This window comes from Sunxiuqinia dokdonensis (assembly GCF_001270965.1).
In the GTDB taxonomy this organism is placed as follows: domain Bacteria; phylum Bacteroidota; class Bacteroidia; order Bacteroidales; family Prolixibacteraceae; genus Sunxiuqinia; species Sunxiuqinia dokdonensis.
Window position 1 is genome coordinate 1 of the sequence record NZ_LGIA01000142.1, and the last position, 15,563, is coordinate 15,563.

The 15,563-nt window shown below is 44.8% G+C and carries 14 protein-coding genes; 8 read left to right on the forward strand and 6 right to left on the reverse strand.

Annotated features, from left to right (window positions below; all coding sequences use genetic code 11):
- The 5 genes from NC99_RS08055 to NC99_RS08075 all read left to right on the forward strand — a co-directional run.
- Positions 1-865 (forward strand): glycoside hydrolase domain-containing protein (locus NC99_RS08055; protein ID WP_162231179.1); only part of this gene is annotated, 865 nt, incomplete at its 5' end.
- A gap of 186 nt (positions 866-1,051) precedes the next feature.
- Positions 1,052-2,479, forward strand: a complete 1,428-nt coding sequence (locus NC99_RS08060) for a glycoside hydrolase family 125 protein (protein ID WP_053182060.1) — start codon at positions 1,052-1,054, stop codon at positions 2,477-2,479.
- A 347-nt stretch (positions 2,480-2,826) separates the two neighbouring features.
- The gene (locus tag NC99_RS08065; protein ID WP_162231180.1) at positions 2,827-3,858 is read left to right on the forward strand and encodes a glycoside hydrolase family 76 protein; all 1,032 of its coding nucleotides are present in this window, start codon (positions 2,827-2,829) and stop codon (positions 3,856-3,858) included.
- A 21-nt stretch (positions 3,859-3,879) separates the two neighbouring features.
- Positions 3,880-6,099, forward strand: a complete 2,220-nt coding sequence (locus NC99_RS08070; RefSeq protein WP_053181997.1) for a GH92 family glycosyl hydrolase — start codon at positions 3,880-3,882, stop codon at positions 6,097-6,099.
- A gap of 98 nt (positions 6,100-6,197) precedes the next feature.
- Entirely contained in the window at positions 6,198-7,253 is a 1,056-nt protein-coding gene (locus tag NC99_RS08075; protein ID WP_157624679.1) for an aldose epimerase family protein, read from the forward strand.
- A gap of 193 nt (positions 7,254-7,446) precedes the next feature.
- Here the strand turns inward: NC99_RS08075 and NC99_RS08080 are convergent, their stop codons facing one another.
- From NC99_RS08080 to NC99_RS08095, 4 genes are all read right to left on the reverse strand, one after another.
- The gene (locus NC99_RS08080) at positions 7,447-9,012 is read right to left on the reverse strand and encodes a M81 family metallopeptidase (protein ID WP_053182003.1); all 1,566 of its coding nucleotides are present in this window, start codon (positions 9,010-9,012) and stop codon (positions 7,447-7,449) included.
- A gap of 131 nt (positions 9,013-9,143) precedes the next feature.
- Positions 9,144-9,839 carry a DUF6261 family protein gene (locus NC99_RS08085; RefSeq protein ID WP_053182006.1) on the reverse strand — a complete coding sequence of 232 codons (696 nt, stop codon included), beginning with the start codon at positions 9,837-9,839 and terminating at the stop codon, positions 9,144-9,146.
- A 612-nt stretch (positions 9,840-10,451) separates the two neighbouring features.
- Complete coding sequence (locus NC99_RS08090) at positions 10,452-11,774, reverse strand: S8 family serine peptidase (protein WP_162231181.1); 1,323 nt, start codon at positions 11,772-11,774, stop codon at positions 10,452-10,454.
- 4 nt (positions 11,775-11,778) lie between these two features.
- Entirely contained in the window at positions 11,779-12,267 is a 489-nt protein-coding gene (locus NC99_RS08095; protein ID WP_053182010.1) for a hypothetical protein, read from the reverse strand.
- A 402-nt stretch (positions 12,268-12,669) separates the two neighbouring features.
- On the opposite strand from NC99_RS08095, the gene surE reads away from it, so the two are divergent.
- Genes surE through lpxB form a run of 3 tightly spaced genes read left to right on the forward strand, consistent with a single transcriptional unit; the run spans position 12,670 to position 14,869 of the window.
- On the forward strand, positions 12,670-13,431 hold the full coding sequence (gene surE / locus NC99_RS08100; RefSeq protein WP_053182063.1) for a 5'/3'-nucleotidase SurE: 762 nt from the start codon (positions 12,670-12,672) through the stop codon (positions 13,429-13,431).
- Between the two features lie 31 nt (positions 13,432-13,462).
- A complete protein-coding gene (locus NC99_RS08105) occupies positions 13,463-13,732 on the forward strand; it encodes a hypothetical protein (RefSeq protein WP_157624681.1) in 270 nt (89 codons plus the stop codon).
- Between the two features lie 3 nt (positions 13,733-13,735).
- The gene (lpxB, locus tag NC99_RS08110; protein ID WP_053182016.1) at positions 13,736-14,869 is read left to right on the forward strand and encodes a lipid-A-disaccharide synthase; all 1,134 of its coding nucleotides are present in this window, start codon (positions 13,736-13,738) and stop codon (positions 14,867-14,869) included.
- A gap of 32 nt (positions 14,870-14,901) precedes the next feature.
- Here lpxB and NC99_RS08115 read toward each other — a convergent pair whose 3' ends face one another.
- Together NC99_RS08115 and NC99_RS08120 are read right to left on the reverse strand one after the other, a co-directional pair.
- The gene (locus tag NC99_RS08115) at positions 14,902-15,189 is read right to left on the reverse strand and encodes a type II toxin-antitoxin system RelE/ParE family toxin (protein ID WP_053182019.1); all 288 of its coding nucleotides are present in this window, start codon (positions 15,187-15,189) and stop codon (positions 14,902-14,904) included.
- Complete coding sequence (locus NC99_RS08120; RefSeq protein ID WP_053182023.1) at positions 15,182-15,421, reverse strand: ribbon-helix-helix domain-containing protein; 240 nt, start codon at positions 15,419-15,421, stop codon at positions 15,182-15,184. The genes NC99_RS08115 and NC99_RS08120 overlap by 8 nt, the downstream gene beginning before the upstream one ends.
- Between the last annotated feature and the right edge of the window lie 142 nt (positions 15,422-15,563).

Sequence of the window (15,563 nt, forward strand, 5' to 3'; positions counted from 1 at the left end):
CGCGAAGGGCTACATTTCGACGCCCGAAGTGGAAAACCCGCATGTGGAAACCAAAGCGAAAGCGGGCGTGACCAAAACGCAGGAGTATGCCTACGACGATTATTCGCTGGCCCTTTTGGCTAAAGAGTTGAGCCGCGAAGAAGATTACCAGATGCTGATGAAGCGTACGTCAAACTACAAAAACCTGTTTGACCCTTCAACCGGATTGATGCGCGGCAAGTTGGAGAATGGCGACTGGGTGAGCAATTTCAATCCCGAATATCCGTATTACGAGTACATGTATCGCGAGGCCAACGCCTGGCAGTCTGCTTTTTTTGCGCCACACGACACCGAAGGATTGATCGGTTTGTATGAGAGCAAGGATGCGTTTGAGCGAAAGCTCGACCTGCTGTTCAGCATTCCGTGGAACGGCAATTACATTGCCCGCAACGTATCGTCCTTCATCGGACAATATTGCCACGGAAATCAACCTGCCCATAGTTTCCCGTATCTTTATCACTTTGTTGATAAGCCCGAAAAATCGCAGGCCATACTCGACAGTATCATGAGCCATTTCTACGGAATGGGCGAACACGGCCTGGCGCTCTGTGGAATGGATGATGCCGGTGAAATGTCGTCCTGGTATGTGTTTGCGGCCATGGGCATTTATCCCTATTCGCCGGGCGATGCCGAGTACATCGTTTCGGTTCCGCTGTTTGATCAGATTGACGTGGCCCTGGACGAACAAACCAGCTTCACCATCAAGAAAGCAGGAACAGCCCGGAAGATGACGGGCATAAGCATCGGTGAGCAGCCGGTTGAAGGTTATTTCGTTTCGCACGACGAGCTGAAGGCCGGAAAACCGCTGACGATTACTACGGAATAAGGAATTGACGGGGAAAGCTGGATACTGGATGCTAGATGCTGGATGCTGGATACTAGATGCTGGATGCTGGATGCCAGATGCCAGAAGCTAGAAGCCTGAAACCCGAAACTTTAAACTTTAAACCCGAAACTCAAAACTCGAAACTTGAATTTTGGAATTTGAAACTTGGAATTTGAATTGAATGATATGACAACAAGAAGAGACTTTTTGAAAACCGGAAGTTTGACAGTGGCCGGATTGGCTGTTGCAGGATCCGGAGCATTTGCCGCTACAGGCAAGGCGAGTTATGTAACCAACCGCCCGGCGATCGGGAAACGTAATTTTACGTCGAAAGCGGTGGACAAAACCATTGCGGCAACCAAAGCCCAGCTGAAAGATCCCAAGCTGGCCTGGATGTTTGAAAACTGTTTCCCCAATACACTCGACACGACCGTTGAGTGCGGCACAAAGAACGGCAAACCCGACACCTTTGTGATTACCGGCGACATTCATGCTATGTGGTTGCGCGACTCTACGGCGCAAGTATGGCCTTACCTGCCTTTGGCCAACGAAGACGAGGAGTTGAAGACCTTGCTGGCCGGGGTCGTCCACCGTCAAACGCAATGCGTATTGCTCGACCGTTATGCCAATGCTTTCAACAAAACGGAGGAAGAGGAAGTACACTGGATGAGTGACCTGACGGACATGAAACCTGGCTTACATGAGCGCAAATGGGAAATTGACTCGCTGTGTTACGCCGTTCGCCTGGCATACAACTACTGGAAAACGACTGGAGACAAGAGCGTTTTTGACGCCGACTGGCAAAAGGCGGCAGCTTTAATTGTCAAAACATTTAAAGAGCAGCAACGCAAAGACGGCCTGGGACCTTACAAGTTTCAACGTGAAACACCCCAGCAGCTGGATACCGTCTCCAATCACGGATACGGCCGTCCATTGAAACCTGTCGGATTGATCAATTCAACTTTCCGTCCGTCGGACGATGCAACAACCTACGGATTTTTGGTTCCTTCCAACTTGTTTGCCGTGGTGTCCTTGCGGCAAATGGCCGAAATCAGCCAGAATGTGACCGGCGACCAGGCCTTTGCCAGCCAGTGCTCAAGTTTGGCCGATGAGGTGGAAGCTGCCATTAAGGAGTATGCCATTGTGAAGCATCCCAAATACGGCAAAGTGTATGCCTTCGAGGTGGACGGATTCGGAAACGCCACCTTCATGGACGATGCCAACGTGCCGAGCCTGTTGGCCCTGCCTTACCTTGGGCTGGTCGATAAAAGCGACAAAATTTACAAGAATACCCGCAAGCTGGTGTGGAGCGAAGACAACCCTTATTTCTTTAAGGGAAAAGCGGCCGAAGGGATTGGTGGGCCACACGTAGGCTACGATATGGTTTGGCCCATGAGTATCATTATGCGGGCCATGACCAGCTCGGACGATCAGGAAATTGCTTGGTGTATCCGCACCTTGCGCGACACCGATGCTGATACCGGTTTTATGCATGAAACATTCCACAAAGATGATCCAGCCAATTTTACCCGGTCGTGGTTTGCCTGGGCCAATACCTTGTTTGGCGAACTGGTCTTGAAACTGGTGAACGAAGGGAAAGAGGGTTTACTGTAAAAACTGAAGTAAATCGGAGTTTAATAATGTCGAAATACATTTTCTGTTATTGCCCGAAAGCATGAGGGTGCAACTTGGCTCCTGCTTATTGGTTTATTTTAATTCTAATGCTTTTATTATTTCAAGCAAGGGGTGGCCACCCCTTGTTTGAAATGTATTTTGACAATTTTTCCCTTCGTAAACTTATAAATGACAATCGACCCCAAATAGCATAATCGTATAAATTAGTTAACAATATGTTGATCCGCAGTTGTAGAAGAAAAAGTAGTTTATTACTGATTGTAATACTAATAATATTTTCGGGTTGTTTTTCAATGAAAAGTGATGATGATTTTTACAAAAGTGAAATGCACAATCTGCATTCAGCTATTGAAACGAATTTTCACGATAGTATTTCGGGATATTACTTTGTAGAATTGGATCCCACAAAACGGGAAACAAAATTCGGACATAAACGCGAATATAGCTGGTTGTGGGCGCTTTGCGCCATGTTTGAAGCCACAAACGAAGTTGAGAAAGTAGATCAAAATGCCGATTTGGTGGATGGCATTTTTAATAATATCCAGCATTATTATGACCCTGCACCGCCTGTGCCTGGGTACGGTGAATACATTGTAAAACTCAACAAAGGACAACGTTACTACGATGACAACCAGTGGATTGGAATTGCTGGGTTGGAAATCTACGAACGGACAGGAGATACAACCTACCTCGATTTAGGGAAGGCAATGTACGATTTTATGATGACTGCCTACGATACAAAATTAGGCGGCGGATTGTACTGGCGGGAAAATGATTTTGAATCGAAAAATACATGCTCAAACGGTCCGGGTGTAATTGTGGCGCTTAAAATGTACAAAGCTACAAATAAGCAGGCTTACCTCGATACAGCATTGATGATTTACAATTGGACAAACGAAAAGCTGCAAACGCCTACAGGTTTGTTTTACGACAACATAAAAACCGAAGATGAAAGCATTGGGAAAGCGATATACTCATACAATACCGGGACGATGTTGCAATCGAATGTATATTTGTATGAAATTACCGGCGATGAAAAGTACCTGAAAGAAGCAATAAAGTTAGCCGACAGTTCTTTGGAATACTTTTATGGCAACGGTCAATTCAGAGACGGATATTGGTTTAACGCCGTTTTATTGCGCGGCTACCAGCACCTTTTGAAACACCACAAAGATTTAAAATACATTTTGGGTTTCAAGAAAGCCTTGGACAAAGCACTAACGGAAGACAAAAGCGACAAGGGTTTATTTGCTTCAAACGGAAGTACTTATAATTTAGTGGAGCATGGCGGAATGCTCGAAATTCTGGCACGATTTACCCATCTTGAAGACAACTATGATTTGGGGAATTCAAAATGACTCGCATAAAACACTGCTACCATGATTAAAAAAATTGTCCTGTATTTATTAATCCTTTTTGCATTGGCTTGTACGCAAAGCCAAACGCAACTTACCAATTATGTAAATCCATTTTATGGCACGACTACGCTTTGGGACAGTATCGATCTCGGCTACGAACCCAGTCCTTCCCCCGAATTTCGCACTGTTCTAACTGAATCCGGTAGGAGGCCGGCACAAGGCATTACCAGGGCATGGGGAGCGGAATGCTATCCGGGGTCGACCTTGCCACATGCTATGATTCAGGCAACACCCGTAACGATGTATGGCAGCGGTTCAGGTTATCAGTACGAAGACACGATCATCTTCGCATTCTTTCATACGGCGAAGGGGCATTGGAATCTGGGACACGTGCCCATCCTGCCATTTACCGGAGAAATAACAGCCGATAATTACCATTCTGGATACAGCCATAAAAACGAATCGGCTAAAGCCGGTTATTATCAGGTTTTTCTTGAACGTTATGGCATTAATGCCGAAATGACCACTACCTTGCGTTGTGCCTACCACAAATACACCTTTAGCCCGAAGGATGAAAAGAAATTGTTACTGAATCTGTCACGAATGAACAATATGAGCGCCGGAACAAAATATACCTTTAAACAGGAAAATGAAAATACATTTTCCGGCTCTCAAGGATCTCGTGAAGCGATATACTTTTATGCAGTGGCCAACCACAATATCGAAAGCATTGATTCTATCAGCCATAACAGGGATAGAATTACAATTGTCAGTTTTGCCGACCAAAAAGAGCCGCTTGAACTAAAAATTGGTTTTTCGTTTGTAAGTGCTGAAAAGGCGAGGAAAAACCTAGAAGCGGAAATGATTGACAAAAATTTCGCACAGGTTGTCAAAGAAGCAGACGAAACATGGGAAGACCTTTTATCGAAAATAAAGGTAACAGGTGGAACTGAAAAACAGAAAGAGACGTTCTACTCGTGCTTGTATGGAGCGTTGCAGTGGCCGGCACTTCGCAGCGATGTCGATGGTGAATATACTGATTCTCGTGGTCATGTGGTCAACAAAGGATTTAATTATTACACCAGCAATAATTACTGGGACACATGGCAGTCAAAAGTAGTATTGATGGGGATGCTGGAACCCGAGGTAGCTAACGATGTTATCCGTTCCGATATAGAAAAGGCAAAAGTAAGCGGTTACTTGTCTAGTGGTTTTCACGGTGATTTTGCCCCGTCGTTCATTACGGGTATGTATCTGCGAGGTATTTGCGATTATGACGTCGACAGTGCCTACTATTTCGCATTGCGCAACGCTACCGTACCACCCACAGGGTCAACAAGAGGTGGAAGAAAGTATCTAAGCGAATATATAGAAAGAGGATGGATTGCTGAGAATCGGGTTGAAAATCCCACAACCAAAATCGAAGAGAATGAAGCTAAGGCGTCAGTTTCGAAAACGATAGAGTATGCCTACAGCGATTATGCAGTAGCGCTCCTGGCCAAAGAGTTGGGCGATATGGACAATTATTACAAGTTGATGCAGCGTTCATCCAATTACAAAAATCTGTTTGATCCGTCGACACGCTTTATGCGCGGGCGATTTGATAATGGCGACTGGGTAACACCTTTTTATCCGGATTACCCGTACTATGTTTATATGTTTCGCGAATCCACCGGATGGCAATCAACTTTTTTCGCTCAACATGATCCGTTAGGAGTTATAGGTCTTTTCCCCAGCGAGAAGGCTTTCGAAGAAAAGCTTGATTCCTTATTTACCGTTCCGTGGAAGGGGTACGAGGCAGATAACTTTACCGGTTTTTTCGGACAGTATTGTGTCGGGAATCAGCCTTCCCAGGGAATCGCTTATTATTACTATTTTATCGATAAACAAGAGAAAAGCCAGGAGAAAATAGACATTATTATGGAAGAATATTACAGTATGGGTAAGGAAGGCCTGGCATACGCAGGCATGGACGACGAAGGCGGATTGTCGGCTTGGTACGTGTTCAATGCCCTCGGATTATATCCATTTTCACCTGCCGATCCGGAATATATTGTTACGGTTCCGCTATTCGATAAAATAGAAATTACAATGGGCAACAATTCGAAATTCAGCATCATTAAAAAGAATTCTGGAAGAAAGATTACCAACATCCGGCATGGGGAAAAATCGATAAGCGGTTATTTTGTTGCCCATGATGCGTTGAAAAAAGGTAAAGACCTTGTGATTATCACGGAATGACACAAAAAGCAAAAGCATGAAAAAAATGCATCTCGCCTGCCTATTTTTTTTTATTCTTGTCGTCTTTGATTGAAAAAAATTTGGCATTCTCTCAAAATTTGAATTCCGATAAAAAATCATCAATTAAAAAAGAATGTATCGGGCAGCTCGAAGGAGAGGATATTTTCCAATACACCCTGCAAAACAAAACGGGGATGCAGGTTCAGGTAATTAATTATGGGGCTACAATTACTAATATCGTAACGCCCGATAGGTATGGTGAAATGCAAAGTGTGGTGCTTGGTCTTGATTCGCTCGCGCATTATGCGGGTTGGCAAAACTCGTTGGTGGGGTCAACAGTGGGACGCGTTGCCAATCGAATTTCAAACAAAACATTCACACTCGACGAGAAAGAATATACACTTTCATCTGATATTCATGGGGGTGTTAAAGGTTTTGACAAACGTATCTGGAGCGGCAAAGCATTACCCGGAGAGAACGACGTCGCCGTTGAGATGAGCTATTTGAGCAAAGATGGGGAAGAAGGCTTTCCGGGTAATTTGCTGGTTACTGTAACGTTTGCCTTGAACAATAAAAATGAACTGCTGATTGATTATCACGCAACGACCGACAAAGCCACACCGCTTGTACTTACCAATCACAGCTATTTTAATCTTTCGGGCGGAAAGGACAATAAAGTACTCAGTACGGAATTAACCATTTTTGCCGATAATTACCTGGAATACGGCGATGGCAGCATGGTGACCGGAACAATTTTGGACGTCAAACAGACGCCTTTTGATTTTACTTCGCCAAAAACGATTGGCGAGGACATAGAACAAGTGCAGCAATACACCAACGGCTACGACGTAACTTTTGTATTGCGTAATCAGACTGGGGAATTAGCGCTGGCGGCGAGAGCTTTAGAGCCGCTAAGTGGCAGGGAAATGGAAGTTTACACCACCGAGCCGGGGATGGTATTTTATTCGGGTAACTGGCTGAGCGAAAAAGTAAAAGGCCGGAATGGAGTGCCCTACACCGAAAATGGCGCTTTTTGCCTCGAAACCCAGCATTACCCGAATTCGGTCAACATACCTTCCTTTCCAGATACTATTTTACGACCTGGAAAAACCTTCAGTTCACAAACAGTTTATAAGTTTTTGGTTCGTAAATAACAACAGAAACTGCTCCGGAATTAATTCAAACACAAACTTTGTGAAACCAGCAAGGAAAATTTTATTGCTGGTAACCTTAATAACTAATCCCCGGATGAAGCTGGTTTGCTCGGGGATTAGTCATTAAGCTGATTTTTGCTGCGAAAAAACACAGCTTTTCATTGTCCTATATCTCTTGGCTGGTCTGGATCGGCTATTCGTCCTGTCCGGAAACAGGTACAAACCTAGCCGAAAGATCGGGATCTTCCATGTCTTTGTCAAGCGGAAACATGGGACGGTTGATGCGCTGATAGTCCAATCGTTCCAAATCCTGATCAACCCCGCCTGGTGTAAGCGCCAGCAGCCAGTCAGCCTGCATGTTGTACAGTTCAGGAACCAGGTAGCCAATTTTCACCATCACAATGTCAGTTTCCCGCGGATTCAGTCCCAGCCGGGTAAAGTCTGCTTCGGTGTGGTAGGGTTTCCGTTTCTTGGTGACAATCACATCCACACTACCCACGCGGACCACCACTTCGGTCTCCGCATTTTTATCGCCCTGCACAATAGCTCGGACGGTGCCAGAAATCAATAACGGGGGGGCATAGCGGTCGTCAACAATACCGCCTACGTGGGCTTCCACTTTTGAACCGATGCCGGCTTCCACGGCCTTTTCAATCAGCTCAGGGCCGGGAATGGAAGCGTAAATTAACGAGGGGCCGCTGGTAGATTTAAACTCGGGGCGTTTCAGCACTTCGGTCAGGGTCCAGGTCACATCGCCGGCACCTCCGGCGGTGGGGTTGTCGCCCGAGTCGCTGATGAAAAATGGTTTTTTCTTGCTTTCAATGGCTTGATCCAGGCATTCGTCCAGCGTACCTGTTGGCGCTACAAACGAAAATTCGTTTCGCACGTTCCAGAAATGTTCGGCCAGCTGTTCGGCTGTTTCGCCCACAGCTTGCTGGTCGTCGCCATAAGCCATTACCACAGCATGGTTCCGTGGCTCATCGGCCCAGGCATAACCCACCCAAATGGCCGCGTCAATCACACCCTCCTGCTCTGTGGCCGGAGCAACAGCTGCATATAAGCGCTTAGCTGGCTCAATCCGGGTGCTTGTTTTTTCACCCGGCAGCAAAATCGGAACCGGGATCCAAGCTTTATAGGCTGGCTTGCCTTTTTCGCTCTCCAACCGGTCAACCAGGTTTTCAAGCGCCCGTTGCCGCGACTCCCAGGCATCTTCGTGAGGTGCCAGCCGGTAGCAGGTAATCAGGTCCGAGTTTTCGGCCAGGCGCCACGATACATTGCCATGCAAGTCCATGGAGGTCGAAATGAGGGTTTCGTAGCCCACCACTTCGCGGATACGCTCAATAAAGTCTCCTTCGGGATCATCCAAACCAACGACGCTCATGGCACCGTGAATGTCGAGAAACACCCCATCGTAGGGCTGGTTTTGTTTCAGCAAGTCGAGGGTTTTTCCAACCAGCGACTCATAGGTTTTGGGGGGGACAATGCCGCCGGGAATGGCGCGGCTAATTTTTGTTGGCGACCATTGGGCACGCTGCAAAAGCGCCGAATCGCTGAAGAACGGGTAGTACGAAAAGATCTCATCACCCTCCCAGGTATGAAAGGCATCCTCGTGGGTCTGTGCCGGCGAAAAGGTGCTCGACTCAATGCCCAGCCCAACCAGGGCGATGTGTGGCGATTGACGCTGTGCCTCCGGCGAAGGGCTGCATCCGACACAGCACAGGATTAAAGCCAGCATAAACAAGTTCAATTTATTTCTCATTTGAGTATGTTTTATTTTAGGCATAACAAATTCAAAAGTGGATTTGCCATGAAGTTGATAAAAAAGAGGCCGTAGTATAACGAGCAGCCTCTTTTTTTTAATAGAAGATGTTCCTTGTTTCTAACCACGTGTTACTGGCTTAGCCTGGCCGAGGCGTTGGCCTCTTTAATGTACTGGTTTACTTCATTCACCGCCTCATTAATGCCTTCGGGTTCGCCAACGGCCTGCATGGTTTCCAGGGCGCTGCACAACAAGTCGAGCGATTTTTTCAACTGATCGGCAGCCTGTTTGTCGGGCACGGTTGTGTCGACTGTACGGTTGGCGCTACGCTGCTGGCTTGTCAATATAAAATTTTGGTTATCGGCGATAAGTTCCTGCAACCACTCCACTGCGTTGGCGGTGGCCAGGTGGGCCTGTTCTTCGGGGCCCGACAAGTCGTCGCCCAAACTGTTGATGGCTGTTGTTTCGTCGCCATCAGCCAAGTTGTACAGCAATAGGTCGTTCTTCTCGAAAATGGGGTATAAGGCCTGGCAAGCTGCCCGGTAGGCTTCGTTTTGACGCAAAATACCAGCCCGGATATGGTCGCGTAACGAACGGTAGCTGTGGTCGCGTCGTTTATCGGCCTGGCGGACAGCCTGGGTATGTTCCTGCTTGGTGGTACTGCCAACCGCCTGCCGTGCCTTTTCTGAGCTGACCAGCAATTGGGCCAGAATAATGGACAGCATGGGGTGTTCCGGAAATTTTTGAACTAAATAGAGTCTGATTTTTTCGGCCAGGGATGTTAAATTGCCAAGTGTGAAATAGGAGTAAATAATTTTGATTAGCATGTCATAAGGTTTTAAGAGTGATAAGTTAATTGAATTAATTTTTTTTCAAAGCAAATTACGAGATTGAAAATAATTATGCAACAAATGGTCAGATTTTTCTACATAAATTTTCGCTTGGTATTGTTTCATCCGAAGGAAAAGTCCCTAAATCCGGCTCTTTCGTCACATTTCGATGGCTTTCGGAGTAAAATCCAGCCGTTGACTTTTATTTCGACGAAATTCTAAATGAAAATCAGCCGCCAACTTTCATTCCGAAGAATTTCTAAGCGAAAATCAGTCGCCAGCTTTTACTTCTATGAGTTTCTAAATGAAAGTCAGCTGTCAACTTTTACTTCTATGAGTTTTTGAATGAAAGTCAGCCGTTGACTTTCATTCCGATGGATTTCTAAGTGAAAGTCAGCCGCCAGCTTTTATTTCTATGGATTTCTAAGCGAAAGTCAGCCGTCAACTTTTACTTCTATGAGTCTCGGAATAAAAGCCAGCCGTAAATTTTATTCCGATGGAATTTGAAATAAAACCCCGTGGCCCAGCTCGGTATGCTGACTGATCGGATGACTTTGGAGTCATCCGATCAGTTTGATCAAAGGTCAACTTGTTTCGCTAGGCATAAATTTATTGTTCTTTCACCACCAATTTTTCAGTCAGCACTTCGCCGTTGTAGTTGGCACGGACAATGTACACGCCCTCTTTCCAGCCGGAAGTGTTCAGTGTGGTATGCTTTGCGCCAATCTTCATTTTACGAGCTTTGAGCTGTTGCCCCTGGTTGTATACTTCCAGGTCCCATTCGGCTGTTTCATCAAAGCTCTGTTCTTCAGAATCTGATTTGACGGAGATGGTGGTTTCGGAAGTTGAAGGATTGGGAGAGATTATTAATGAGTAGCTTCTACAATTTGACACATAATATCCCATGCTTATCGGATAGGAAGACCCGCACGCGTTAGTTGCTGAAGCACATACCACTGCGATGTTTGCATTTTCGGCAACCTGTATTGCCGAGTCAATAGCATTTGACTGATTTACTCCTAAACTCATCTGAATTACATCAGCTCCATTATCTATTGCATATAGAATAGCATCATCAACAAGATTTCCAATTGGTGCTGATTCTCCAATCTTAATTGGCATCAACAGTATTCCTTGATTGTTTAATCCGCCTCCTACCCCTGCGACTCCAACAGTATTATGAGTTTTAGCAGAAGTAATACCAGCAACCTGGGTGCCATGAGAATTACTTGCTGCTCTTGCATCATTATCCTGATTTTCAAAATCCCAGCCAATCCAATCATCAATGAATCCGTTGCCATCATCATCTATTCCATTACCTGTTGTCGGATCAGTTGCTGTCGTCCAAATATCCTCTTGTATGTTATGATATAAATTGTTGTAGGAATCATTCCCATTTCCGATATCTTCGTGTAACCAATCGGTGCCAGAGTCAATTATAGCAACAACTATACATGAGTTTCCTTCTACAAAATCCCATACTTCAGGCATCAATATTTTATTCAAATACCATTGATCATTAAAATGCGGGTCATCTGGTGTAAATGTATTGTATTCTCCAATTGTATTAATTACGACGTCTTCAATATCTTTTTGGGTTTTTAGTTTTTTTAAAAACTCAAAAAAATCTATTCCTTGTGGCAGCTCGTAATCCACATATCCAGTCTGGGCTTTTCTAATTGATTTAGCATCAAAATCAATTTTCATCATTTTATCACCCTCAATGAAAGCTTGTTTGGTGAATTTTATAGTTATTACATTCTGGTCTAGCATATAAAATTTTTCTGGATTCTTTTTATCTGCAACAAACCATTTAGAATCAACTTCTTTAAAAACCTTATTTTCGATGAGAGTATCATGAATGGATTGAGCAATAACCAATCCAATATTGATAAATACAAATATTGAGGTGCAAAAAATCATTTTTTTCATCACGTTATTTTTCATCTGTTATAATATCGACATTGAAGCTTACTTTATAATTGTTGTCTAGTTTTGGGATTAACGCATGGAAATAAATAACACCAAAAGAAGGATAACATCCAGAATCGTATTCAAATTGAGCCTTAAACTGAACTGTTTTGCTTTCATCATCGAAAAGGATTTTCTGTAAGACAAGACTAGGATAAATGCAATTAACAATGCGAGAACCTGCTAATAATGTGTATTGAGAAAAATCAATCTGAGGGGAAAAGTCTATTTTGCAATCAAAATATTCTTCAAATTCTTCCTGACTATTAATCTCAAGATTGAAATCTTTAGTTTCACCTTTTTTTATAAAACAGGTATCGCCTTGAAGGGATAAACCTGCAACTTTCAAGTAGTTGAGTTCTTTAATTTCTGGTTCCTCATCTTTTTCACACCCTGCCCCCATCAAACTGAAGAGCAGGAGGAATACACTAATTTTCAAAATAGCTGTTTTCATTTGTATAAGTTTTAGAGTTTTTACAATTAAAATTTTACTGGGTTGCCCGGTTCGTCGCGGAAAGTTTTAAGGTGGTTGTGGTTTCATTGTTTTTGGTTTTAAAGGTTCAATATTTGGTTTATTGTCCCTTTTAATAATCGCAATTGGAAAGTAGATGGACTAAGTTACCAACCGGTTGCGTTGGTTTTTATGTTAGCGAACATATTGTCGGAAAGTTGATTCGGATCACAGATCGCGAGTGAAATGGGTAAAGATTGCAAATCTTCACCAGGTGCTTTGAATCAGGGGGATGCAAATCAACGGGAGCGAGAGTTGCTTTGTCCGAAAAATGCCGATGATATTATGAGCCAATCAGCCGGAGAAGTTTATCTTTGTGTTTCGCAAAAAAAAATAGTCAGTACAATGAAAGAGCGTCCGCTAATTTTTATTACCAACGACGATGGCATTCAGGCCAAAGGATTAAAGGAACTTGCTGAAGTGATGCGCCTGTTTGGCGATGTGGTGGTGGTGGCGCCCGAAATGGCCATGTCGGGCATGTCGAACGCCATTTCGGTGGATAAGCCGTTGCGTGCCGCAAAAGTCGAAGAGGAAGATGGCTACGTAGCCTACAAATGCAGCGGTACGCCGGTGGATTGTGTGAAACTGGGCTTCAATCATTTGGTTGACCGCCTGCCCGACTTTGTAATCTCGGGCATCAACCACGGCGCCAATTCGTCCATCAGTGTGGTGTATTCCGGCACCATGGGTGCGGCCATTGAAGGTTGCTTGCATGGCGTGCCGTCCATCGGATTTTCGCTGTGCGATTATTCGCCCGATGCCGATTTTTCGAAAGCGAAAATGTGGGTGGCCCGCGTATTTCAGTCGGTGGTCGAACAAGGCCTGCCGCCCTTCGTTTGTTTAAATGTTAATATTCCGAAGGGAAGTATTGAAGGCATACAGGTTTGCCGCCAAACAGCGGGCAAGTGGGTGGAGGAGCTGGAAAAGCGCACCGATCCGCATCAGCGCGAATACTATTGGCTGGCTGGCTATTTCAAGAATTTTGAGCCCGACAAGGAGGGAACCGATATGCATGCGTTGGACAACCAGTTTGTTTCGGTGGTTCCGGTCAATGTGGATATGACTTGCCAGGAAACTTTTGAACAAATGAAAACCTGGAAATTTTAGTATGCGCAGGTCAAAAAGAAATATCAACAAAATGAGGTTTGGCTTTTTGCCGGGCTTGCTTTTGCCATTGGTCATGTTTTTGGCCATGTATCTGGCACGTTACAACGAAGTTGGTTTTTGGGAGTACGTGCAAAACCTGTGGCGCTTTTTTATGCTGATCAAGTTGCTTACCCTTTGTGTGTTGCCCAACTTGCTGCTGTTTCTTTATTTTATTCGTATGAAATACGACCTGGCAGCGCGTGGCGTGTTGATGGCGACTTTTCTGTACGCTTTTTTTGTGGTCATTTCCAAAGTGCTTTAATTCATGAAGTATTATTTTATAGCGGGTGAAGCTTCGGGCGATTTGCATGCCTCCAACCTGATTGCGGAAATTGTAAGGCAGGACAAAGGCGCTGAGCTTCGGGGTTTTGGCGGCGAACGGATGGAGAAGGCAGGCATGCAGCTCACCCGGCATTACCGCGAAATGGCCTTTATGGGCTTCTTGCCGGTTTTGATGAACCTGAAGAAGATTAAGCAGAACTTTAAAACCTGCGAAGAAGACTTGCTGGATTTTCAACCCGACGTGTTGGTATTGGTGGATTATCCGGGCTTTAACCTGCGCATGGCTGAGTTTGCCAAAAAGCATGGCATCCGGGTGTTCTATTATATTTCGCCCAAAATATGGATTTGGAAGAAGCACCGCATTAAAAAGATTAAAGCGTTTGTCGACGAGATGTTTACCATTCTTCCTTTTGAAACGGAATTTTATAAGGAGTTGGATTATGAGGTGAACTATGTGGGTAATCCGGTTTTGGATGAGGTGATGAGTAAGCCGCCCAAAGTCGACTTTCAATCATTCGTGAAGGAGAATCACTTGCCCGATCAGCCCATCATCGCTTTGTTGCCAGGTAGCCGTTTGCAGGAAATCAAGTCTTTGCTGCCACCCATGCTCGAAGCGGCTGCTGCTTTCTCCAATTATCAGGCGGTGGTCACCGCCGCTCCCAATATCGATCAATCGGTTTACGAAAGGCTGCTGGCTGATTATCCGGCGGCCAGGCTGCTGCACAACAAAAGCTACGAAGTGATGCAACAAGCCGAAGTGGCCGTGCTGGCCTCGGGCACCGTGAGTTTGGAAGCCGGCATTTTGCGTTGTCCGCAAATAGTTTGCTACCGGATGGATGGTGGTGCCTTGTTTTACTGGCTGGGCAAGCATTTTGTGAAAATCGTCTGGGTGTCGCTGGTGAACCTGATTTTGAGACGGACGGCCGTAAAAGAATTGCTGCAGCACAATTGTACGGTCAAAAATATCCGTCAGGAATTGAGCCTGATTTTGAATGATGCGACTTACAAAAAACAAATCAGGGAAAGTTACGACGAGTTGCGCCAGCAGTTGGGCGAACCCGGCGCATCGGCCCGCGCGGCTTCCGCGATGATTGAGAAATTGGGTGGAAAGAACTGATCTTGCATGATTTCTTTCGGTTGTTGAAATGGCTATAAGAGGCCATTTAAATCTTGTCGTCCAATAATGGCCATTATTTCAACGGTATCATTCTCTATTCTGTAATAGATGCTGTCAACGCCACAAACGCATCGTCGATATCCTTCTTTTATATAGTCGACTAATTCAAACGAGAATGGTTGTTGAGCAATCATGTCAAAGTAGTCAAAAAACGTATTAAAGTATTTGTCTGCTTGGGCCATTCCAAACGTTTCAACTCCGTAACGATGAATTCGCATCAAGTCATCCCTGGCCTCATTGCTCAATCTGTACTTAGCCATTAATCGAGGACTTTGATTGTTTTAAAATTTGCTCTTTGGTTTCATTCGTAAATCCACCAGCTTCAGATCGATTCAGTTTTGCTCGAATCCAATCGACCTGGGCCTGTTGTTTCCGAGCCTGTCTGATCAGGTCATTCACAAGTTCACTTTTGCTGGAATACTCCTCACTGTCAACTTGTGCTTTTAACCATTCTTCATTTGGTTTTGTAAATGAGATACTTTGTCTTGCCATAACTTTTCGGTTTGGTGTAAAAATACATCGATATTGAATCATGTGCAATTTTTTCGTCCGTATTGTTATGGACATCGGTAGATTACAACTATCGTTGATCATTCCGGAGAGGAGTCCTTTATCGGCGAATGTGCCAGCTCCA